Origin of the sequence: Pseudomonas sp. BS3782 TE3695 (assembly GCF_050435305.1) — a bacterium.
Taxonomy (GTDB): Bacteria; Pseudomonadota; Gammaproteobacteria; order Pseudomonadales; family Pseudomonadaceae; genus Aquipseudomonas.
The window spans coordinates 4016805-4038807 of record NZ_JBNDKB010000001.1 but is presented as its reverse complement, the minus strand read 5'-3'; the positions used below and the strand labels follow the sequence as shown (position 1 = coordinate 4038807).

Sequence of the window (22003 nt, the reverse complement as noted above, 5' to 3'; positions counted from 1 at the left end):
CGATGGCGGATGACGTTTCGAGCGGCACAGTGTGGCCATCGACCACCCTTGGAATAGCGCAATGAAATTCAAGACCTCAACCATCGCCCTGTTGTTCGCCCTGACCGCTCCGTTGGCCCAGGCATTGGAGGCAGTGCCGTACGTCTACAGCAGCGTGGCCGAACAGCCCGGTAACGCGAAGGATCGTGAAATCGCCGCGCTGTTTGATCAATGGAATAGCGCGTTGAAGAGCGGCAATGTGCAGAGCGTGGTCGACCTGTACGCGCCGAATGCCGTGCTGCAGCCGACGGTTTCCAACAAAGTGCGCACCACGCCGGCACAGATCAAGGACTACTTCGATCACTTCATGGCGCTCAAGCCGGTGGGCCAGATCAACTTCCGTGAGATCCGTCCATTGGGCGCCAATGTGGCGATGGACAGCGGCGTCTACACCTTTTTCCTGACCGAGGCCGATGGCAAGACTCGTCAGGTGCAGGCGCGCTACACCTTCGTCTATGAACAGGTTGGCGGGCAGTGGAAGATTCTCAACCACCACTCTTCGGCGATGCCGCAAGCGCAGGTGCTGCACGCCGGGAAGTAACGGCCAAGCACAATCCCTGTGGGAGCGGGCTTGTGTGGCGAGGGGGCTTGCCCCCGTTCGAGTGCGTAGCGCTCGCAGGTCTTGGGGCCGCTGCGCGGCCCAACGGGGGCAAGCCCCCTCGCCACAGTTCGCTCCCACAGGTTCCGCGCCTGACTGGCATTACCGACACGGCCTACCTTGAAGTGGGCCGCGTGCGTTGTACTCAGTTCAACGCCAAGTCGTCCACAGGCTGCTGCCCGCGGGCCTGTGCGGCGCGTTGCAACTGGCTGGCGATCAAAGTGTTTTTCAGCAGATAGGCAATGGTCATCGGCCCGACGCCACCCGGTACCGGGGTGATCGCCCGGGCGACGGTGCGGGCGCTGGCGTAATCGACATCGCCCACCAGACGATCGCCGGATTCGCTGGCAATGCGGTTGATACCGACATCGATCACCACCGCACCGGGTTTGAGCCAACTGGCATCGATCAACTCTGGCCGGCCCACCGCCGCAACCACGATATCCGCCAACCGGCACAATGCCGGGGCGTCGACGCTGCGCGAATGCACCACGCTGACCGAGCAGTTGGCCTGCAACAACAAGGTCGCCATCGGTTTGCCGACAATGTTCGAACGGCCGATGACCACCGCGTGCAAGCCGCTCAGGTCATCCCCGCAGGTCTCATGCAGCAGGCGCATGCAGCCACTGGGCGTGCACGGGGTCAGGACCTCCATGCCTTGCACCAGCCCACCGACGTTTTCCCGATGAAAACCGTCGACGTCCTTGATCGGGTCGATGGCATGAATCACCGCCTGCTCATCGATAGAGGCCGGCAAAGGCAATTGCACCAGGATGCCGGTCACCGTGGGATCGGCGTTGAGTTGAGCAATCAGTTCCAGAACCTGGGTCTGGCTGGCGGTTTCCGGCAGGCGGTATTCAAGGGAGCGGATACCGACTTCCTTGGCGCGCAGCAGTTTGTTGCGCACATAAACATGGCTTGCCGGGTCGTCACCGACCAACAGGACCGCAAGGGCGGGATAGATTTGCTGGCCGGCCAGGGCCTGAACCTCTTCCCGGACCTCGTCGAGAACCTGGGCGGAAATGGCTTTGCCGTCAATGTCACGGGCAAATGCGGGGGTGCTGCTGGTCAAAAGAGTCACCGTTGTCTGATTTAAAAGGGGGCAGTGATCATCGCGGCGTCTTTGCGCGACGATGATTCATCAGAGACATGCAGGCAAGGGGGCTCAGGCTACCAGTTGAGGGCAGGCGAATGCCACCGCAACACCGGAAGATAAGACAGGCAAGGGATCGTGGGCAATCTGTAGGAGCTGCCGAAGGCTGCGATCTTTTGATCTTGATCTTCGTTATCGATAAAAGATCGCAGCCTGCGGCAGCTCCTACAGAGAGCGTATTTGATCCTCCTTGCGGGTCAGGATCAAACTCAACAGCACCGAAGTCAGAATGATCCCGCCGACAACAGCCAGCGACCATTCGATTGGCATGTGAAGCCACGGTATCAGCGTCATTTTGGCGCCGATAAACACCAGTACGATCGCCAAACCGTATTTGAGCAGATGGAAACGGTCAGCCATGTCGGCCAGCAAAAAGTACAGGGCGCGCAGGCCCATGATCGCGAAGATGTTCGAGGTGAACACGATGAACGGGTCGGTGGTAATGGCGAAGATTGCCGGGATGCTGTCGACTGCAAACATCAGATCGCTGGCCTCGATCAGCACCAGTACCAGAAACATTGGCGTCGCCCAGTGCCGACCCTCTTTCATCACAAAGAAGTGATCGCCATGAAACTCGTCGGTGACGCGCAGACGGCCGTGCATCCAACGCAATAAGGGATTTTTATCGAGATCAGGCCGCTGACGGGCGAATGCCAGCATTTTGATTCCAGTGATGATCAGGAACACACCGAACGCATATAACAACCACGCAAATTGCGACACCAGCCACACACCCGCGAGAATCATCACCCCACGCATCACGATGGCCCCGAGCACACCGTACAGCAACACTCGACGCTGTAACTCCGCAGGTACGGCGAAGTAGCTGAAAATCATCACGAAGACAAACATGTTGTCGATCGACAGCGACTGTTCGATCAAATAGCCCGTGAAGAATTCCAGGGTTTTGCGTCGCGCAATCTCCGGTCCGAACTCGCCCTGCAAGTACCACCAGAGCAATCCGGCGAAGGTCAGCGTTAGTGCACACCACGCAATCACCCAACACGACGCCTCGCGCACCGATACCCGATGCGCTTTGCGCCCGCCGAAGACAAACAGATCCACCGCCAGCATGGCGACGACAAAGACAATGAAGGCGACCCACATCCAGAGTTCACCGATGTTCAAGGGTTGCATGTCGTTCTCCTTGTCTGGACTTATTCTGGAGTCGACGGAGTCATGCTAGCGGGGAGATTGCAGCGAAGAAAAATCGAATATTCTTTACCAATAATTCGTTATTTACGAAGTATTGCTGATAATTCTCAGCGCGAGCCGAACACCACCGCAACCCCGACGATCAGACAGGCCGGGTTGAGCCTCTCAATGCATCTTGCTGTGATCCTGCATGCCGAGCGCCCGAGTCTCGGCGTCAACCTTGATCGTCTCTTTTTCGCCCTTGGCGTTTTCCACGGTCAGGGTCAGCGGCACTTTGTCGCCTTCCTTAACCTGAGTCGTCAGGTCCATCAGCATGATGTGGTAGCCATGGGGATCAAAGCTCACCGGTTTGCCGGCCGGCAGCGCGACGGACTTGACCTGGCTCATGCTCATCACATCGTCTTTCATGCTGGATTGGTGAATTTGCACGGTATTCGCGACTGGCGACTGCACGCTGAGCAATTTGCTGTCGCTGTCGGCCTGCAGGGTCATGAAGGCGCCGGTCGAATTCTGGCCGGCCACCGTCGCGCGAACCCAAGCGTCGTTCACCTGGGTTTGAGCGGACACCTGCCAGGCCATGCCGATCAGGAAAAGGCCCAGGGTCAGCTGTTTAATACGTGGTGCGTAGATCGAAGTCATCAGCAGACCTCCATGACGGTGAGCAGGTCTTCTGCACACTCTTGAGCGGTAAGGGACGCGGACAGCCCCAGGCGCAAAGTGCCTCGGGAGTCGAAAACGAAGCTGGTCGCGGTGTGGGAGAGGGTATAGGTCGAGCCGCTGGGGATCTTTTCAAAGAACACACCGAACTCCTTGGCGGTGGCGGCGGTTTCTTCCAGCGAGCCGTACAGCGCCTCGAAACTTGGATCGAAGGCTTTGACGTAGGCGTCGAGCATTTGCGGCGTATCGCGCTCGGGGTCCAGGGTGATGAAGATCACTTGCAGGCGTTCGCCATCGCGGCCCATCAGTTTTTTCGCCTGTGCCGCACGGGCCAGCGTCGTCGGGCAGACCGCCGGACATTGGGTGAAACCGAAAAAAACCATCGGCATCAGGCCCCGATAGCTGCCCAGCATCCGGGTTTCGCCCTGGGCGTCCTTGAGTTTGAAGGTACGCCCCATGATCTTGTCGCTGAGGTCCTTGCCGTACTTGAATGACAGCTTGCTGCTGTCATCGCAGCCGGCGAGCAGGCCAAGGCTCAACAGGCTCATGCCTTGCAGGACCGTGCGACGGGTATACAACGTACTCATGGAAAAAAGCATCCTGTGTAGCGACCGGGAATCTACAGTGGCTGATCAATCAGACGAAAAAAAGCGCACGGATGTTAACAAACTGTTGCGCTATGGCGCTCAATCGATGGCCCGCCGGTCATGCGCCAAAAGGTCGCGGCTTCGGGATACGCTACTGGGAACAAACACCGAGAAACCTGTGGCGAGGGAGCTTGCTCCCGCTGGGTCGCGCAGCGGCCCCAAAAAAAGGATCACTGCACAACCCAGCGTCAGTAATTCACTCACCACAACAGCCCATACCTACTCAGGCGTATTAGTGTGATCCAGTACTCGGTTCGCAGTGATCTCCGCCACCATGATGCTGTTTGAAATGCCCAGCAGGGCGTAGCGCGACTCCTGGCATTGCTCAAGCCCAAATAGAACGTAGCTGAATGCACTTTTAAAGAGCAGGCCTGACAACGTGCACCAGTGCGAAGCGGTTTCCTGAGCTATTCCTTCCTCCAATTCCACCATTTTCCTAGCCGCTCGCGCAGACCTGCAAAGTTGACTCTCGCCTGATGAGACCCGCCTGGATCGCGGTCTTCATCGCATTCTTCCATCGTTCAGATGGTCGATTTTCCAACACTGAGGAAATCATAAACTGCAGACTGGCACAAAGGCTGCATCGTTCCCCTCAGGTCCATCGATAACAGATGGGCAGCCCCGTCGATCAACGAAGATCGACCGGCCGAGCAGGTCGTGGGCAACATCGGTGGATCCGGCGAAGGCGCCAGGTCGAACACCGCGAAGAACAGGCAAAGACGCCTGAAACCGAGAGGTTTCAGGCGTTTTTTTTGCTTTTTTTAACCGTGATTGGCTTTGGCTGGGTGCTTACTATGAATTCCAATGTTGCCGCGTTGAACAAACTGCAAACACTGATCGTGATCGGCAATGGCATGGTCGGACATCATTGTGTCGAGCAGCTCATCGAGCGCGGCGCCCTCGACCATTACCGGCTGCATGTCTTCAGCGAAGAGCCGATGCGCGCCTACGACCGGGTGCATCTGTCCGAGTATTTCGGTGGTCGCGATGCCGAGTCGCTGGCCCTGGGTGAAGCCTCTCTGTACCAGACGCCGGGTGTCACTCTGCATTTGGGCGTGCCGGTGCTGGAAATCGACCGTGACCGCCGTCAGGTGATCACCGCACAAGGTTGCGTCGCGTACGACAAACTGGTTCTGGCCACCGGTTCTTATCCGTTTGTGCCGCCTATTGAAGGTGCGGAAGGTGACTCGCGCCTGGTCTATCGCACCCTCGAAGACCTCGACGCGATTCGTGCCGCGGCGGCCAATGCCCGGCGCGGCGTAGTAGTCGGCGGAGGCCTGCTTGGTCTGGAAGCCGCCAACGCCCTGAAAAGCCTGGGTCTGGAAGCGCATGTGGTGGAATTTGCCCCACGCCTGATGCCAGTGCAGCTGGACGAGCAGGGTGGCCTGGCGCTGAAGGCGCAAATCGAGCGGCTCGGTGTGGGTGTGCACTTGTCCCGTGGCACACAGTCGATCAGTGCCGGCGAGCAGTACCGCTACCGGATGAATTTTGCCAATGACGAATTTCTTGAAGCCGACCTGATCGTGTTCTCCGCTGGCATCCGCGCGCAAGACGCGCTGGCCCGCCAATGCGCACTGGACATCGGGCCGCGTGGTGGCGTGGTGATTGATGACCAATGCCTGACCAGCGATCCGAATATCTATGCGATTGGCGAGTGCGCCGCCTGGAATGGCAGCCTCTTCGGTCTGGTCGCTCCCGGTTATCAGATGGCCCGTGGCGTCGCGTCGCTGCTGTGCAATCAAGTGGCGGAGCCGTTCCAGGGCGCCGACATGTCGACCAAGCTCAAGCTGCTCGGTGTTGACGTCGGCTCCATCGGCGATGCTCACGCCCAGACGCCGGGTGCGCGCAGCTATCAGTTCATCGATGAAGCCACAGCCAGCTACCGTCGCCTGGTGGTGGATGCTGACAGCAAACGTGTGCTCGGCGCGGTGCTGGTGGGCGACAACAGCTACTACGACACCTTGCTGCAATACATGCAGAACGGCATTGCCTTGCCGTCGGAACCTGCCAGCCTGATTCTGCCGTCGTCCACCGGCGCGCCAACCTTGGGCCCGGGCGCGCTGCCCGAGTCGGCGACCGTTTGCTCGTGCCATAACGTCACCAAGGGCTCGATCTGCTCGGCCATCGACGGTGGCTGCACCGACCTGGGCCTGCTCAAGTCGCAGACCAAGGCCTGCACCGGTTGCGGTGGTTGCGCGGGGCTGCTCAAGCAAGTGTTCGAGCATGAATTGATTGCCCGTGGCGTCAGTGTCGACAAGAGCCTGTGTGAACACTTCGCCTACACCCGCCAGGAGCTTTATGCGCTGGTGCGGGTAGAAGGGGTGATCACCTTCGAAGAACTGCTGGCCAAGCACGGTCGCGGTCATACCGGGTGCGACGTGTGCAAACCGGCGGTGGGCTCGATCCTCGCCTCGTGCTGGAACCAGCCGATCATGGACGCCTCGCTGGTGCCGTTGCAGGACACCAACGACACCTTCATGGCCAACATGCAGAAAAACGGCACCTATTCGGTGGTGCCGCGTATCGCCGGGGGCGAGATCACGGCCGACAAGCTGATCGCGATTGGCGTGGTGGCGAAGAAATACGACCTCTACACCAAAATCACCGGCGGCCAACGGATCGACTTGTTCGGCGCGCAGTTGCATCAGTTGCCGGACATCTGGTCCGAGTTGATTGAGGCCGGTTTCGAAACCGGGCATGCCTACGGCAAATCGACCCGCACGGTGAAGTCTTGCGTGGGCAGCACCTGGTGTCGCTACGGCGTGCAGGACAGCGTGAAAATGGCCTTGACCCTCGAGGATCGCTACAAAGGCCTGCGCTCACCGCACAAGCTCAAGTTCGCCGTCTCCGGTTGCACCCGAGAATGTGCCGAGGCGCAAAGCAAGGACGTGGGTGTGATCGCCACCGAGAACGGCTGGAACCTCTACGTGGCCGGTAATGGCGGCATGCGTCCGCGTCATGCCGAGTTGTTCGCCACTGACCTGGACGATGAAACCCTGATCCGCTACATCGACCGCTTCCTGATGTTCTACATCCGCACCGCCGATAAATTGCAGCGCACCTCGGTCTGGCGCGAAAGCCTGGAGGGCGGCCTGGATTACCTCAAGGACGTGGTCATCAACGACAGCCTGGGGCTCGGCGCAGAACTCGAATCGCAGATGCAACTGGTGGTCAACCGCTACGAATGCGAATGGGCCAACGCCCTCAAAGACCCGGAAAAACTCAAGCGCTTCCGCACCTTCGTCAACGATAAACGCCCGGACCCGGACATCCATTTTGTTCAGGAACGCGGTCAACGCCGGCCGATCATGGCCGCCGAACTCAACCTTATCCCTGTCACCGAGGAGAATGCCTGATGAATCAGTCCACTACCCAGCGTGTCAACGCCCTTGCCACGGCCGCCAATGCTCAAGCCTGGCAAGCGGTGTGCAGCCAGCAGGATCTGGTCAGCAACTCAGGCGTCGTCGTCTGGCTCGACGGCGCGCAGGTGGCGCTGTTCTACCTGCCGCAGGCCGAAGGTCGCACCCTCTATGCCATCGACAACCATGATCCGCAATCCGGCGCGAACGTCATCGGCCGCGGACTGATCGGCAGCCTCAAGGGTGATCTGGTGGTGGCGTCGCCGATCTACAAGCAGCATTTCCGTCTTGAGGACGGCAGTTGCCTGGAATACCCGGAGCAACGCCTGCGCGTATGGCCGGTGCGCCTGAACGCCGGCGTCGTGGAAGTCGCGGCGGCTTGACTGTCGCCCTGAACCGTATCGGAGAACGTTGATGAAGACAGCCGCACAGTTGCTCAAACTGAAAGTCGTGCAAAACCAGCAGGTGCACAGCATCGCGCCGGACCAGATGGTCCTCGACGCCCTGAAAATGATGGCCGAGAAAAACGTCGGCGCGTTACCCGTCATCGAAGACGGGCAGGTGGTCGGCGTCATCAGCGAGCGCGACTATGCGCGCAAAGTGGTGCTACAGGGCCGTTCTTCGGTCGGTACACCGGTGCGCGAGATCATGAGCGCGCCGGTGGTGACCGCCGACAGTCAGCAGAGCATCGAGCGCTGCATGGCAGTCATGACCGACAGTCATTTGCGCCATCTGCCGGTACTGGAGAGCGGTGAACTGATCGGGCTGCTGTCGATTGGCGATCTGGTCAAGGAAGCCATCGTCGAGCAGGCCGATTTGATTCGGCAACTGGAGCACTACATTCGCGGGCATTGAGGGCCGGACGGGAACGAGCAGGCCATGTCTACGGTGCAGTAGACATGGCCTGTTCGGTACGGGCTTTAATTCGGGTTCAATACTCGTCAGCTCATCCAGTTGCCGCCATCGACGTTATAGGTTTGCGCCACGACATACTCACTCTCGTTTGATGCCAGGAAGATCGCCATGCCGACAAGATCTTCTGCCGTGCCCATGCGTCCGTAGGGCACTTCCTGACCCGCCAGCCTCTTCTTTTCCCCGAGCGGGCGGTTTTCATATTTGGCGAACAGCGCATCGACACCATCCCAATGCTCACCGTCCACCACGCCCGGCGCGATGGCGTTCACGTTGATGTGATGGGGAATGAGATTGAGGCCGGCCGATTGCGTGAGGCTGATCACCGCGGCTTTGGTTGCGCAATACACCGCGACAAGCGCTTCACCCCGTCGACCGGCCTGACTGGCCATGTTGATGATCTTGCCGCCATGCCCCTGGCGGATCATCTGTTTGGCCGCGGCCTGTAGCGTGAACAGGGTGCCGGAAACGTTGATCGAGAACAGCCGTTCGTAGCTGTCGCGAGAAATCTCGGTAATCGGCGCGAGATCAAACAGGGCGGCGTTGTTGATCAGGATATCGAGCTTGCCTGTGGTCGCGATGACCGCAGCGATGGCTCCGTCGATGGATTGCTGATCAGTCACGTCCATCTCGACCGCATAGGCATTCGGCCCCAGCTCGGCCGCGGTGGCTTGCGCGCGTTCCAGGTTGATGTCTGCGATCGCGACCGTGGCGCCTTCGCGGATATAGGCTTGCGCGAACGTTCTCCCAATGCCTCTGGCAGAACCGGTGATTAGGGCGCTTTTTCCTTCCAAACGTTTCATTTTTCCCATCCAATCGTTAGAGCTAAAGAGATGCCCCCGTTGAGGGCATGGCAAGTCTGCGGAGAACCTATGTGGGAGCGGGCTTGCTCGCGAAGGCGGTGTGTCAGACGGCATCGATGTTGGATGTGCCGGCCTCTTCGCGAGCAAGCCCGCTCCCACAAGGATTTTCGCCAATCCGTTGCTACTTGGGATAACCAGCGCGCTTCATCTCGCGTTCGGTGGTTTGCTGGGCCGAGGCCAGTGCCTGCTCAACTGGCATCTGCCCGGTGAGCGCCGCAGACAGCAGCTTGCCGACTGACGTGCCGATAGCCTGGAACTCAGGAATGGTCACGTACTGGATACCGACGTAGGGCACAGGTTGGGCTGAGGGGTGCGCAGGGTCGGCGTGCTGCATCATTTTCAGCGTGACACTGGCGAAGGGCGCAGCCTGCAAGTAGGCGTCGCTGTAGGTGGACATGCGGGTGCCCGGCGGTACGTTGGTGATGCCATCCTTCTCGGCGACCAGTTGGATGTATTCCTTGGAGGTCGCCCACGTCACAAAGGCTTTGGCGGCCTCCTTGTGTTTGGACGTCGCAGGGATGGCCAGCGACCAGGCATAGAGCCAGGACGAGCCTTTGTCGGTGACTTGCGTGGGCGCGGCGACGAAGCCGACGTTGTCGGCCACTTTGCTTTGGGTTTTGTCGGTAATGAAGGAGCCGGCGACGCTGGCATCGACCCAGATCGCGCATTTTCCGCTGTTGAACAACGCCAGCGTCTCGTTGAAACCATTGCTCGAAACACCCGGCGGGCCGTACTGCTTGAGGGTGTTGACGTAGAAGTTCGCGGCGGCGGTCCATTCCGGCCCGGTGAGTTGTGGTTGCCACTGCTCGTTGAACCAACGCGCGCCAAAAGCGTTGGACATGGTGGTCAGCAACGCCATGTTTTCACCCCAACCAGCCTTGCCGCGCAGGCACATTCCATACTGCTCTTTGTCCGGTTGGTGCAGCTTGCCGGCGAACTCGCCGAGCTGCGTCCAGGTCGGGTGCTCGGGCATTGTCAGGCTGGCGTTCTTGAACAAGTCGGTTCGGTAATAGGTGATGGTACTTTCGCCATAAAACGGCAGGGCATAGAGCGTGTCATTGACTGATAACCCCTGACGAACCGAGGGGAAAATATCCTCGAGGTCATAGCTGGCGGGCAGATCCTTTATCGGTTCCAGCCAATGCTTGGCGCCCCACAGCGGTGTTTCGTACGTGCCGATGGTGAGCACGTCGAATTGACCGCCCTGAGTGGCAATGTCAGTGGTCAGGCGCTGACGCAACACGTTCTCTTCAAGCACCACCCAGTTGAGCTTCACGTCTGGATGCTGCTGTTCGAATGTTTTGGACAGCCGCTGCATGCGGATCATGTCGCTGTTGTTCACCGTGGCGATGGTCACCGTTTCGGCAGCCTGGCAGAGCAAGGCAGAGGACAGGCCGGCGGATAAAAAAAACGCCCTTGGGATGATCTTCATCGTGTTCTCCGCTCTGCGCCTTGGGCGGCAGAGGCACTTATTGTTGTTGTAATCCACGATGCGAGTCATAGCCGCAACGGGATGACCACAGGATTACAGCAACCCAAGTGGTGAACAAATGAACGGCATACACCTTGCTGATACTTTTTTAACCGGGCAGGACAGTGGAAAAAAAGTATCAGTGGCCGCCATATAGCGCGCTAGGATTACTGTCTGTTTAGGGTGAGTCTGATAACAGTGCCGTAGAGTTTCGAATCAGCTTCGACTCCTATCGGGCTTCGCGGTACCTTGATAAAACCAACAAAAATGGAATCGCCAGGGTGATGAACCATCACGTAACCGCAGACAAGCCGCCCGCGCTTGAAGTCATTCTGAACGAGCCCCAGCACAGCTTTCGTTGGTACGAGCATGACTATCCCTTCGACCTCGCGCGTTGGAATCATCATCCGGAATTCGAGATCCACCTGATCCGCGAAGGCAGTGGCCGGCTATTGGCGGGTGACTACATCGGCCTTTTCGAGGCCGGCCACGTCGCCCTGATCGGTCCAGGCCTGCCTCACGACTGGATCAGTGACCTGGGCAAAGGCGAGGTGATTGAGGGGCGCGACGTCGTGCTGCAGTTCGACGGTCAGATGTTGATGCAACTGCGCGACAAGATCCCCGAACTCAGCGAATTGCAAAGCCTGTTTCGTCAGGCGGCCCAGGGCATCCAGTTTCATGGCGTTACCCGTAAAAAAGCGGCCCGACTGCTGGAAGAAATCGGTCAATGCCAAGGATTACAGAGGCTGTGCCTGTTCCTGTCGTTGCTGCAGTTGTTGGCATCGGCCCCCGACACCGAGCGACAGACGCTCGCCAGCCTGCAATATGCGCCGATGCTCGATGCATTGACGGCCCAGCGCATGAGTATTGTCTTCGACTACATCCTCAACGATCTCGCGGATGAGCTGCGGATGTCCGTTATCGCCCAGCGCCTGGACATGAACGAACCGGCCTTCTCCAAGTTTTTCAAGCGCGCCACTGGCCATACCTTCGTCGACCTGACACGCAAACTGCGGATCCAGCGAGCCTGCCGTTTGCTGGCACAAAGCAGTTTCAGCGTTGCAGAAATCTGCTTTGAAGTGGGTTATGCCAACCTGTCGAATTTCAATCGACACTTCCGCCATGAAATGCAGGAAACGCCCAGCCAGTATCGGCAGCGGTTGCAGAGAGTGGTGGCGGTCAGGCATTAAAGGGCACAAGATCAAAAGATCGCAGCCTTCGGCGGCGCCCACAGGCGCGTAGGAGCTGCCGAAGGCTGCGATCTTTTTGAGGCACAAAAGCCGACACTCATCTTGCGATAGGCAGCGTTTTTTGTGGCGCTGAAGTGTTAGGCTCGAAAGCGACCGGGTGACCGGGTATTGGCGATAGCGTATCTCGAATTATTTTCCTCCAGTTCTTGACATGCCTTTCGAAGCAGTCCAGAATTGCGTCCATTCCTGATTCAGGAACACGAAAACCCCTTAGATTTCAAAGGGTTGGATACTAGATTAGAATCTTGTTTCCAGATACGAGTTTACACGTTTGATGTTGTGATACTGACATCAGATGTTTGAGGCCGAATAGCAAAATGGTTATGCAGTGGATTGCAAATCCACCTACGCCGGTTCGATTCCGACTTCGGCCTCCACTTTAAACGAGCTCCGTAGATCCATGATCTACGGAGCTTTTTTATTTTCGCAGTCCTGCAAGATTTAGTCTTGAAAAGGATCTTTGCGAACTTGCTTCACCGGGGCGGGATGTATATATTTCCCCCTCTGTTGCACAAGCGTCAGAACTGCCAGATTGTTATGGGTCAGTCTTCAGACCGCTTTACCGCGCTACCGCCCGAATGGCGAAACTGGTAGACGCATGGGACTTAAAATCCCCCGCTCGTAAGGGCGTGCCGGTTCGATTCCGGCTTCGGGCACCATGAATATCAAGGGCTTGCGTGAGGTTCCTCATGCAAGCCCTTATTTCGTTTTCCGCAATCAAAAATCTTTTCCCAAATCCTCACCTCGTAACGCATTCAGGACCAGCGAGAAAGCTGGAGTCGGCAAACGACGGCTTGGATAGTACAGGTGATAACCCGGGAACAAGGGACACCAGTCCTCCAGTACCCGTACCAAACGACCCTCCTCAAGGTGCGGGGCAAATTCTTCCTCTGGCAAATAGGCTATTCCCAAGCCGTTAACTGCCGCCGCCGGGACATGTGCGCTGGTGTTCACAATGACTTGGCCAGCCACACGCACGTTGATTTTTCGACCACGTTTTTCGAATTCCCAGGCGTCAACTCCGCCAAGGGTGGGATAGCGTATGTCGATGCAGGCGTGACTCACCAGATCCTGTGGTTTCTTCGGCATACGGTTGCGCGTGAAATAGGAGGGCGATGCTACGGCAGCCATCCGTACCTCGGGTCCGATTGGAATGGCGATCATGTCTTTATCGACAGTGTCGCCAAATCTTATGCCTGCATCAAAGCGATCGGCCACGATGTCCCGGAAGCCGTAATTGATATCAAACTCAACCTTGATGTCAGGGTATTCAAGGAGTAGAGGAGTGAGTCGCGGAAGGAGGATCGTCTTCAGAACAAAATCGCCGCAGGTAATGCGTACCGTACCGGCAGGCTTGTCACGAAGCTCAGTCAAAGCATCGAGCTCGGACTCGATCTCGTCGAACCGGTGACCAATGGCTTGCATCAGGCGTTCGCCCGCGCTGGTCGGTGAGACGCTACGCGTGGTGCGCGTAAGCAGGCGAATTTTCAGCCGCTTTTCAAGCGCGGAAACAGTCTGGCTCAGGGCGGACTGCGTGACACCCAAGTGGGCGGCCGCGCGGGTAAAGCTGCCCTCCCTTGCGACGGTCACAAAGCCTAGAAGGTCGTTCAGATTATGTCGCGGCATCGAAATCGGCCTGTCGTGATTGATTAGCTGCGCTTATAACTTCAAGAAGCTTTCATTAGCTTATCAAGCATGACGCATTCCCAGAGAATAGGACAAGCCTCACCTGTGGTCACAGGCAGGGCTCGTACAATCCGCTGATTCAGACCGGCAATTACGGCGATCAGCATCTATTCACTGATGGGAGCCACTCATGAGAAAACTCGTTATTTTGCTCGGCCTTCTGATGGCGTCGCTCTCCGCACTGGGGGCAGACATGTCTAACGGAGCCGATAACTTTTACCAAAGTGAGAAGGTCACGATGCAACAGGTGACCTTCAAAAATCAGTACCAGATGAAAACGGCAGGGAATCTGTTCATTCCCAAGGATTTGAAAGCAGGCAATAAAAGCGCGGCGATCATCATTGGCCATCCCATGGGCGCGGTCAAAGAGCAGAGTTCGAACCTGTACGCTCAGAAACTGGCAGAGCTAGGTTTTGTGACCCTTGCCATTGATTTATCGTACTGGGGCGAAAGTGAAGGGCAGCCACGCAATGCGGTTTTACCCGATATCTATGCTGAGGACTTCAGCGCAGCTGTTGATTACCTTGGCACACAGACGTTCGTGGATCGGAATCGGATTGGTGTCCTGGGCATTTGTGGCAGCGGGAGCTTTGTCATCAGCGCTGCCAAGATCGACCCTCGGATGAAGGCGATTGCAACGGTCAGCATGTACGACATGGGCGCGGCCAACCGAAACGGCTTGAAGCACTCCGTCACTGTCGAGCAACGCAAGCAAGCTATCGCCGCTGCCGCTGAGCAGCGTTATGTCGAGTTCACCGGTGGCGAAACCAGGTACACCAGTGGAACGGTCCATGCGCTGACGGAAAAATCCAACCCTATCGAGCGCGAGTTCTACGATTTCTACCGCACGCCACGTGGAGAGTTCACCCCCAAAGGACAGTCACCGTTGCTGACCACTCACCCGACGCTGACCAGCAATGCCAAGTTCATGAATTTCTATCCCTTCAACGATATCGAGACGATCTCGCCGCGCCCAATGCTGTTCATCGCCGGTGAAAATGCTCACTCGCGTGAGTTCAGTGAAGAGGCTTATCGACTGGCGGGTCAACCCAAAGAGCTTGTCATCATTCGAGGTGCGGGCCACGTGGATCTCTATGATCGGGTCGGCCTTATCCCGTTTTCCAAGCTGGCCTCGTTCTTCCTGACTCACCTTAGATGACATTGATCATATCCACCCAGGCAGCCAGTCGACAGGTATGGGGCGCAGTCCTGGCGATGTCGCTGTGCGCCTTCGCTCTGGTGACTTCGGAGTTTCTGCCGGTGAGCTTGCTCACGCCGATTGCGAACGATCTCGCGCTGACCGAGGGGCAGGCCGGACAGGCGATTTCCATCTCCGGCCTCTTCGCGGTCATCACCAGTCTTTGCATTTCCTCAGTCATTCGCCGGCTCGACCGAAGACCCGTTTTGCTCTTCCTGACCGCCTTGATGATTGCCTCGGGCACGCTCGTCGCCTTTGCCCCGAATTACTCGGCATTGATGGTTGGTCGGGCCATTTTGGGGATCTCTATTGGCGGCAGTTGGGCAATGTCGACTGCCGTCATGATGCGGATTGCACCTGAGAGCTTCGTACCGAAAGCCATTGCTTTGATCCAGGGTGGTACGGCACTCGCCACTGCAGTCGCAGCACCCCTTGGCAGTTTCATGGGTGGGCTGATCGGCTGGCGAGGTGCGTTCTTTTGCGTGGTTCCGCTCGCCGCCCTGGCGCTTTGTTGGCAGGCATTCACACTGCCGAAGATGCCTGGTCAAAATGAGTCCGGCTCTGCACTTCAAGTGTTTCGGCTGTTAGGTAACGCCAACGTCTCCCTAGGCATGGCCGCAGTGGCATTTTTGTTCATGGGGCAATTCGCGCTATTCACCTATCTGCGTCCGTTCCTGGAGTTGGTGACTCGCGTCGATGTTTCCGGACTTTCCCTGCTCTTGCTGATTATAGGAATGGCCGGATTGGGAGGCACTCTGGTGATCGACTCGGTGTTGAACAGAAGTCTTTATCGAGTGTTGATGATCATTCCTTTCCTGATGTCGGGCATTGCTGCGGCTCTGGTTGTCTTTGGCAGCTCGATGTGGGCGACCGCCGTTTTGCTGGGTATTTGGGGGCTTATTGCTACATGTGCACCTGTGGGCTGGTTCACCTGGCTGTCACGCATTCTTCCACAAGATGCCGAAATCGGAGGGGGGTTAATGGTGGCGGTGATTCAGTTGGCTATCACACTGGGTGCGACATTGGGTGGGTTGCTATATGACGGAGTTGGCTATCAGGCAACATTCATCGCAAGTGGAGTATTTCTTTTGATCGCTGCCGCGCTCGCACTGTTCGTGTCGCGATCGGATCCGGCAGGGGTTCGGGCGCTGCGCACCTCACCATGCTAGCCACCGCGAGACGGGCGAGCATGGCGAGTCATGCGCAATGCACAATCGAGGTCTTCGTTACTGCTCAAGCAGCAAGCTGCGCCAAATGATGATCGGCTGTTTCAAAGGCAAGACTTCCGGTTGCAACTGCTCCGGCGCCTGTATTTTGCACGAGGGCTGCTCTTCTGGTTCAGGTGCCGGCGTCTGATGCTCGGCAGCATGCACGTTATCTGCTGACATTTTTTAAGGCGCTTGGTTGATCGTTATGGTGACTTTGCCTTTTGATTTGCCCTGTTCGACATACCGCAACGCTTCTGCCGTCGATTCAAAAGAGAAAGAGCGGTCAATGACGGGCTTGATCACTCCAGCTTCAATGAGCGTGGTGATGTTTTGTAGTTGTGCGCCATCTGCGCGCATAAACAGAAATGTATAGCTGACACCGTGCTTGCCCGCTTTTCTTCGAATACCGCTGCTCAGCAGACGCATGACTTGGCGCAGTGCCCAGGATAAACCCTGTTCCACGGCGAACTGCGCTGTGGGCGGCCCCGAAATGGAAATGAGCTGGCCGCCAGGCTTGAGCACCTTCAATGATTTTTCCAGTACATCGGCACCGAGGCTGTTTAACACCACGTCATAGTCGTGCAATTCGCTTTCAAAATTTAGCTGTTTGTAATCGATGACCACATCCGCCCCGAGTGTTTTCAGCCACTCGACATTCGATGTGCTGGTGGTGGTCGCAACGAAGGCTCCAAGGTGTTTGGCGAGTTGAATGGCAAGCGTACCAACACCGCCGGATCCAGCGTGGATCAGCACTTTCTGGCCCTTTTTCAATCGAGCGGTTTCAACCAGTGCCTGCCAGGCAGTCAAAGCGACCAAGGGGATGGACGCGGCTTCGGCCATGCTGAGATTCAAGGGTTTGAGCGCGAGCGCGTTTTCGTCCACGGCAATCAGTTCAGCAAACGTGCCGATCCGTTTCTCGGGAGGGCGTGCATAGACTTCGTCTCCTGGCTTGAATCGTCTCACCGCCGGGCCGGTGCGAACCACGACACCGGCCAGGTCATTGCCCAGGACCAATGGAAATGAATAGGGCAGGATCATTTTGAATTCGCCCGTTCTGATTTTCGAGTCCAACGGATTCACGCTTGCGGCGTGCACTTGAATCAGTACGTCATGGGCACCCACCGTAGGGTCGGGCACTTCGCCAATACTCCCGTTCTGCTTGCCGTAATGGTCGATAAAAAATGCCTTCATGATGCTGCTGCTCTTGTCTGTTGGAATGAGGGGCTCCGACACCCTGATCTTGATGCAAACAAGGCGTCGAGGCTGTCAGGCGTTGAGGTCTTGCGCGACGAATCCGCCGAGCAGGTCAACGGGCCAGGTATCGTTGCGCGACAGCGGACTGCCTGATCTGCGAGAGCAGACCCTGACGGGCTGTTTGCAGGACATCCCAGCGCTCACTTTCATGCAGCGGTGGGATGGTCACCGGCTCGCGACGGTCGAAGCCGACCAGCGCCGCATCCACCAGATCACCCACCTCCATGATTTCGTTCAAGGTGTTGATGTCGATGCCGGCGCGATCCCAGATCTCAGTGCGGGTGGCGGCAGGCAATACGGCTTGCACATAAACACCTTGGGGCGAAAGCTCCAGGCTGAGGCCTTGGGAAAGGAACAGCACAAACGCCTTGGTCGCCCCGTAGACCGACATGCCGAACTCCGGAGCCAAACCGACCACCGAACCGATGTTGATGATCGCGCCGTTACCCGCTTTGGCCAGACGCGGAGCGATGGCACTGGCCAGGCGCACCAGTGCAGTCGTGTTCAGGGCTACCAGATGCGCGACGCTGTCGGTGCTCTGCTCGATGAAGTTACCGGCCTGCGCGGCGCCGGCGTTATTGACGAGGATGCCAATGCTGGCGTCATCGCGCAGGCGAGCTTCGACGACGGTCAGGTCGCTGAGTTGGGTCAGGTCCGCTTGAAGCACATCGATGGCGACGTCATGTTCGCTGCGTAACCTGGTTGCGAGCGTTTGCAAGCGCGCCTGATCTCGGGCAACCAAGATCAGATCATGCCCGCGTTGGGCAAAACGCTCGGCGTAAACAGCGCCGATGCCGGTGGAAGCGCCAGTAATGAGAACAGTGGGGCGAGTGGTCATGGCCTTCTCTCTTTTTCAGGGACATCGATAGGATTGATGCGCGAAATCACGTTTGATGCCTGGTTCGCGTTAAGTACGAAGCCTTCACCCACAGTTGTGCGGCAGGGGAGTGAGTACCTGCATTTAGGATGATGACCGAAATCTAAACTGTCAACGTAATTTGATTACGCTCAACATCTATGTATCATTGGCGCATGATTTTTGAGCAGAACACGAGGTGTGCACGTGAGAGTTACCAAGGCCCAGGCGCAAGCAAATCGGGAGCACATCGTCGAGACAGCCTCTGTGCTGTTTCGCGAGCGAGGTTTTGACGGTGTGGGCGTGGCGGACCTCATGGCGGCTGCCGGATTCACCCATGGAGGCTTCTACAAACATTTCGGCTCGAAGGCTGACCTGATGACCGAGGCATCCGCCAACAGTCTTTCCCGATCGTTAGCCAGTGCCGAAGCGCTTGATGTTCAGGGATTCATCGATGTGTATGTATCGAGGGCTCACCGGGACGACCGCAGCAGCGGTTGTACCATGGCGGCATTGTGTGGCGACGCTGCGCGCCAGCCGGATGCGTTGAAAGCGGCGTTTGCCGACGGGATAGAGCGCACGCTGCAAACCCTGGGAAGTAAGTATCCAGCTGCGCCGGATGCGCCACCCGGGGATGCGAGAGTGAAGATGATCGACATGCTGGCGCATGCGGTAGGGGCGATCATACTGTCGCGCGCTTGTCCGGAAGACTCTTCGCTGGCCGATGAAATACTCGAGGTTTGCCACGCTCGTATCACTGCATCTTTAACCGTTCAGTCGGAAACGTAGGACCTGCTCGATCGATCGTTTTGGCTATGCCTGCAATGGGTCAGATCAGCTCATAAAGCAGCTACTTTTCCGTCCACTTCCCACCCGCGGTCTCGCAATCGATCCTGGCTTGCGGCAGGTTCTCCACGCTGTAGTAATAGGTGATGACCTGGGCATTGTCGGGAATGTTCAGCGGTTTGCTGTTCTTGTCCTTGCTTATCGACTGAGGGTTGGCCAGCGCCTCTGCAGTCAAGGTGCCCAGGCACGTGGCCCGATAGTGATCGCTGCACTGGGCAACTTTTTTCTTGGTGCTGGTCAGCATTTCCTTGCTCTCGTTGCTGCAGGACCAATCGATAGAGTCCACCGGCATGCCTTCGTACTCATAGCAGGAGTGTGTTTCGATCACGGGAACGGAAGGGCTTTGGGATCGGGTCTTGACGTCACATCCTTGTGCCATCACCCACGAGGGGCACAGGCAGACGATCAGAAGCCCAAGCAGTCTACTGTTCATCGGTATTTCCTCTCCTATAGCGCCCCTTGTTGGGGTTGGAGTCAGCTACACGAATGGCTGGCCGGTGAAACCACGCGGCAGTCTTTGCAACCCAGGCATTTCGATCAGGCGCTGGGTCCAGGCTGCGCGCCAGTCATTGGTGGTGTGGGTTGCTTTGGCCTTGCGTGCGGCTCGGCGGGCGGCGTTGCGTTCGGCTTTGCGTGCTTCTTTGAACGCATCGGTATTTCGGCAGCTTCGGCATTTCACGCGGGTCAGTATTCGGCTTGAAGTCAGATTACTGCCTTTGTGTCCGCAGGCCAGGTGCCCGCCGACTTTGAAGTGAGTGACCACGAGGCATCTCCTTCGTTATGTGTAATCGTTCGACAGACGGGCGAGGGCGTTCGTTCGCTATATAGCAGGCAAAAAAAGGCCCGCATGCGGGCGGGCCAGGGGATTTCTTGAAAGGAGTGGATGCACTGTAGAGGATGAGTTGTGAACGCCGTGTGAAATGGGGGAAAGACACAAACAAAAAAAACCGGCTAATTTGGCCGGGTGGGTGTGTCGCGCATGAAGGCAGGCAGGTATAAATCCGGTGACGATTGTTACCGTTCAGTGCCCTGAGTGGGGCTTCGTGCATGGCTCAAGTGTTTCGGGTTATTCATCTGAACCGAGGCAGCGGCGGCTCTACAGGTTTGAGTGATGACAGCGCGCTGCGAATCTGCGGCGTATCTTTCTCGATGTCGTTCAGACGATCGCGAATCCTGAGGGCTGTCGGATGCCCCCCTTGATTATCAACCCAATCGGCGATTTCCTTGCAGGCAGCGGCAAGACGCGCCTGACGGGAGTCAAGCAGGGTAAGCAGGGTGGTGATGGACTCTTTCTCGGACATGACATACACCTCCGTTCAAAGAAATCGGGTGAAGGGCAACAAAAAGCCCGCGGGGAGCGAGCTTTCTGCCGATGGGTCGCCGATCCTTCAGCACCTTTAAGTATAGACCCGGAAATGAAACAGGCCAGCTTCAGGCCTGCCGGGACTTCGGCGAGCTGACCGCGTTAAGCCGCCGACATTCGCGCGCGGCGTCCTCTTCAAGATCGAAGCCGTCCCCGATGAAGCCGCGAGTGCGGGTATCGGCGATGCGATACCAGACGGCAGCATCGGGTGGCGGGTGATCGGGTTCTCCGGCCCGGCGGCCATGAATGATGATCTTGTTGCAGCGTTTCACAACGAAAATGTCTTCCATGGCGTCACCGAAGCTATTCGTATTCAGATCAAGCATAGAAGCCCTTTGCAATCACGCAAAAAAAGGACAGGTCAGTTCGTCGGTTTAGTTCGCCTCAAAGAGCTCTCAGGGGTTTCAGCCGTCTCGATAAGCTTCTCCAGAAGCACAGCCAACGCGACTTCTTCTGCCCTCAATCTTTTACGTCCTCTTGATCGCGGCAGCTTGGATAATGCGCCCTGCATGAAACCATCGACGACCGCCGGATGGATGTAACACTTGCGGCAAACCGCCGGAGTGTTGCCCAACTGTCGGGCTACATTCTTGACCATTTCCACCACATGCCGCTTCGCGTCGGCTTCCGATTCCCACTGCAACTCGCGCAGCACCGCCAATGCCAATGCACTGCCGGCCCAAGTGCGGTAGTCCTTGGCGGTGAAATCGGCACCGGTCAACGTCTGCAAGTAGGCGTTGACGTCGGAGGAACTGATGGTGTGCCGCTCGCCGTTTTCATCCAGATACTGAAAGAGGTTTTGCCCGGGGATTTCCAGGCAGCGCTTGATGATCCGCGCCAGGCGCCGGTCTTTTACGGTGATCTGGTGCTCGATGCCGCTCTTGCCGCGAAACTGGAACACAATCGCGCTGCCGTTGACCTCGACGTGACGGTTGCGCAGGGTCGTCAAGCCATATGAGCGGTTATCCCGGGCGTATTGCGTGTTGCCGACTCGGATCAGCGTCGCATCAAGCAAGGTAATCACCGTGGCCATGACCTTGTCGCGGCTGAAACCAGGCGCGGCCAACAGAGTTTCAAGCTGTTTGCGCAGTTTCGGCAGGACCAGGCCGAAGTCCCGCAAACGCGAGTATTTGTCGGCGTCACGCACTTCGCGCCAGCGCGGGTGATAACGGTATTGCTTGCGGCCACGAGCGTCGCGGCCGGTGGCTTGCAGATGGCCGCGCGGATCGGGGCAAATCCACACATCGGTGTAGGCGGGCGGCACCGCAAGTGCATTGATGCGTTTGATTTCATCCGGATCGGTAATGCGCTGACCCGCGGGGTCGAAATAACAGAAGTTGCCGCGCAGGATCTTGCGGGTGATGCCGGGCTGGCTGTCATCGACGTAATGCAGGTCGGGCGGCAGAACATCGGGCAACGCGGTATCTGGCATGTCGGGCAATCCTGGGCGACGAATCACGGGGCGTTAAGCCATTGACCGCGCGCCAT

22 protein-coding genes, 2 tRNA genes and 1 pseudogene are annotated in these 22003 nt (G+C 57.6%); 10 read left to right on the top strand and 15 right to left on the bottom strand.

Going from position 1 to position 22003, the window contains the following annotated elements:
* Nucleotides 1-61 precede the first annotated feature (61 nt).
* Nucleotides 62-580: an SgcJ/EcaC family oxidoreductase gene (locus tag ABH909_RS18195; RefSeq protein ID WP_429435750.1), complete on the top strand. Its 519-nt coding sequence runs from the start codon at nucleotides 62-64 to the stop codon at nucleotides 578-580.
* A gap of 202 nt (nucleotides 581-782) precedes the next feature.
* On the opposite strand, the gene ABH909_RS18190 is transcribed toward ABH909_RS18195, so the two are convergent.
* From ABH909_RS18190 to ABH909_RS18170, 5 genes and pseudogenes are all read right to left on the bottom strand, one after another.
* The gene (locus ABH909_RS18190; protein ID WP_429435747.1) at nucleotides 783-1709 is read right to left on the bottom strand and encodes a bifunctional 5,10-methylenetetrahydrofolate dehydrogenase/5,10-methenyltetrahydrofolate cyclohydrolase; all 927 of its coding nucleotides are present in this window, start codon (nucleotides 1707-1709) and stop codon (nucleotides 783-785) included.
* Between the two features lie 246 nt (nucleotides 1710-1955).
* On the bottom strand, nucleotides 1956-2927 hold the full coding sequence (locus ABH909_RS18185) for a TerC family protein (protein ID WP_429435744.1): 972 nt from the start codon (nucleotides 2925-2927) through the stop codon (nucleotides 1956-1958).
* A gap of 183 nt (nucleotides 2928-3110) precedes the next feature.
* Complete coding sequence (locus ABH909_RS18180; protein ID WP_429435741.1) at nucleotides 3111-3584, bottom strand: copper chaperone PCu(A)C; 474 nt, start codon at nucleotides 3582-3584, stop codon at nucleotides 3111-3113.
* A complete protein-coding gene (locus ABH909_RS18175) occupies nucleotides 3584-4189 on the bottom strand; it encodes an SCO family protein (RefSeq protein ID WP_123494776.1) in 606 nt (201 codons plus the stop codon). Before ABH909_RS18175 ends, ABH909_RS18180 begins: the two co-directional genes overlap by 1 nt.
* A gap of 279 nt (nucleotides 4190-4468) precedes the next feature.
* Nucleotides 4469-4564, bottom strand: a pseudogene (locus tag ABH909_RS18170) (DUF6124 family protein); the annotation flags it as partial.
* 479 nt (nucleotides 4565-5043) lie between these two features.
* On the opposite strand from ABH909_RS18170, the gene nirB reads away from it, so the two are divergent.
* From nirB to ABH909_RS18155, 3 genes are read left to right on the top strand one after another with little or no spacing between them, the layout of a single operon-like run.
* Entirely contained in the window at nucleotides 5044-7605 is a 2562-nt protein-coding gene (gene nirB / locus ABH909_RS18165) for a nitrite reductase large subunit NirB (protein ID WP_429435738.1), read from the top strand.
* Nucleotides 7605-7991, top strand: coding sequence for a nitrite reductase small subunit NirD (gene nirD, locus ABH909_RS18160; RefSeq protein WP_429435736.1), 387 nt, complete (start codon nucleotides 7605-7607; stop codon nucleotides 7989-7991). The genes nirB and nirD overlap by 1 nt, the downstream gene beginning before the upstream one ends.
* A 31-nt stretch (nucleotides 7992-8022) precedes the next feature.
* Nucleotides 8023-8463 carry a CBS domain-containing protein gene (locus tag ABH909_RS18155; protein WP_008071340.1) on the top strand — a complete coding sequence of 147 codons (441 nt, stop codon included), beginning with the start codon at nucleotides 8023-8025 and terminating at the stop codon, nucleotides 8461-8463.
* A gap of 86 nt (nucleotides 8464-8549) precedes the next feature.
* Here the strand turns inward: ABH909_RS18155 and ABH909_RS18150 are convergent, their stop codons facing one another.
* Complete coding sequence (locus tag ABH909_RS18150) at nucleotides 8550-9323, bottom strand: L-iditol 2-dehydrogenase (RefSeq protein WP_429435733.1); 774 nt, start codon at nucleotides 9321-9323, stop codon at nucleotides 8550-8552.
* A 181-nt stretch (nucleotides 9324-9504) separates the two neighbouring features.
* Nucleotides 9505-10815, bottom strand: a complete 1311-nt coding sequence (locus ABH909_RS18145; protein WP_429435730.1) for an ABC transporter substrate-binding protein — start codon at nucleotides 10813-10815, stop codon at nucleotides 9505-9507.
* A gap of 323 nt (nucleotides 10816-11138) precedes the next feature.
* On the opposite strand from ABH909_RS18145, the gene ABH909_RS18140 reads away from it, so the two are divergent.
* From ABH909_RS18140 to ABH909_RS18130, 3 genes are all read left to right on the top strand, one after another.
* On the top strand, nucleotides 11139-12044 hold the full coding sequence (locus tag ABH909_RS18140) for an AraC family transcriptional regulator (protein ID WP_429435728.1): 906 nt from the start codon (nucleotides 11139-11141) through the stop codon (nucleotides 12042-12044).
* A gap of 363 nt (nucleotides 12045-12407) precedes the next feature.
* Nucleotides 12408-12481, top strand: a tRNA-Cys gene (locus tag ABH909_RS18135).
* Between the two features lie 195 nt (nucleotides 12482-12676).
* A tRNA-Leu gene (locus tag ABH909_RS18130) sits at nucleotides 12677-12763 on the top strand.
* A 58-nt stretch (nucleotides 12764-12821) separates the two neighbouring features.
* Here the strand turns inward: ABH909_RS18130 and ABH909_RS18125 are convergent.
* A complete protein-coding gene (locus ABH909_RS18125) occupies nucleotides 12822-13730 on the bottom strand; it encodes a LysR family transcriptional regulator (RefSeq protein WP_429435725.1) in 909 nt (302 codons plus the stop codon).
* Between the two features lie 190 nt (nucleotides 13731-13920).
* Here ABH909_RS18125 and ABH909_RS18120 point away from each other — a divergent pair, with 190 nt between their 5' ends.
* Together ABH909_RS18120 and ABH909_RS18115 are read left to right on the top strand one after the other, a co-directional pair.
* Complete coding sequence (locus tag ABH909_RS18120) at nucleotides 13921-14949, top strand: alpha/beta hydrolase (RefSeq protein WP_429435723.1); 1029 nt, start codon at nucleotides 13921-13923, stop codon at nucleotides 14947-14949.
* A complete protein-coding gene (locus tag ABH909_RS18115; protein WP_429435720.1) occupies nucleotides 14946-16157 on the top strand; it encodes an MFS transporter in 1212 nt (403 codons plus the stop codon). Before ABH909_RS18120 ends, ABH909_RS18115 begins: the two co-directional genes overlap by 4 nt.
* A 222-nt stretch (nucleotides 16158-16379) precedes the next feature.
* Here the strand turns inward: ABH909_RS18115 and ABH909_RS18110 are convergent, their stop codons facing one another.
* Nucleotides 16380-17387 carry an NADP-dependent oxidoreductase gene (locus tag ABH909_RS18110; RefSeq protein WP_429435717.1) on the bottom strand — a complete coding sequence of 336 codons (1008 nt, stop codon included), beginning with the start codon at nucleotides 17385-17387 and terminating at the stop codon, nucleotides 16380-16382.
* A 115-nt stretch (nucleotides 17388-17502) separates the two neighbouring features.
* Nucleotides 17503-18288, bottom strand: a complete 786-nt coding sequence (locus tag ABH909_RS18105) for an SDR family NAD(P)-dependent oxidoreductase (RefSeq protein WP_429435714.1) — start codon at nucleotides 18286-18288, stop codon at nucleotides 17503-17505.
* Between the two features lie 225 nt (nucleotides 18289-18513).
* Here ABH909_RS18105 and ABH909_RS18100 point away from each other — a divergent pair, with 225 nt between their 5' ends.
* A complete protein-coding gene (locus ABH909_RS18100) occupies nucleotides 18514-19095 on the top strand; it encodes a TetR/AcrR family transcriptional regulator (RefSeq protein ID WP_429435711.1) in 582 nt (193 codons plus the stop codon).
* Nucleotides 19096-19156: 61 nt separating this feature from the next.
* Here the strand turns inward: ABH909_RS18100 and ABH909_RS18095 are convergent, their stop codons facing one another.
* From ABH909_RS18095 to ABH909_RS18075, 5 genes are all read right to left on the bottom strand, one after another.
* Nucleotides 19157-19585, bottom strand: coding sequence for a hypothetical protein (locus ABH909_RS18095; RefSeq protein WP_429435708.1), 429 nt, complete (start codon nucleotides 19583-19585; stop codon nucleotides 19157-19159).
* A 45-nt stretch (nucleotides 19586-19630) separates the two neighbouring features.
* Nucleotides 19631-19915, bottom strand: a complete 285-nt coding sequence (locus tag ABH909_RS18090) for a hypothetical protein (RefSeq protein WP_429435705.1) — start codon at nucleotides 19913-19915, stop codon at nucleotides 19631-19633.
* Nucleotides 19916-20222: 307 nt separating this feature from the next.
* On the bottom strand, nucleotides 20223-20453 hold the full coding sequence (locus ABH909_RS18085) for a hypothetical protein (RefSeq protein WP_008012835.1): 231 nt from the start codon (nucleotides 20451-20453) through the stop codon (nucleotides 20223-20225).
* A gap of 130 nt (nucleotides 20454-20583) precedes the next feature.
* Complete coding sequence (locus ABH909_RS18080) at nucleotides 20584-20841, bottom strand: hypothetical protein (RefSeq protein WP_038983179.1); 258 nt, start codon at nucleotides 20839-20841, stop codon at nucleotides 20584-20586.
* Between the two features lie 35 nt (nucleotides 20842-20876).
* Nucleotides 20877-21947 carry a DNA topoisomerase IB gene (locus tag ABH909_RS18075; protein ID WP_429435703.1) on the bottom strand — a complete coding sequence of 357 codons (1071 nt, stop codon included), beginning with the start codon at nucleotides 21945-21947 and terminating at the stop codon, nucleotides 20877-20879.
* Between the last annotated feature and the right edge of the window lie 56 nt (nucleotides 21948-22003).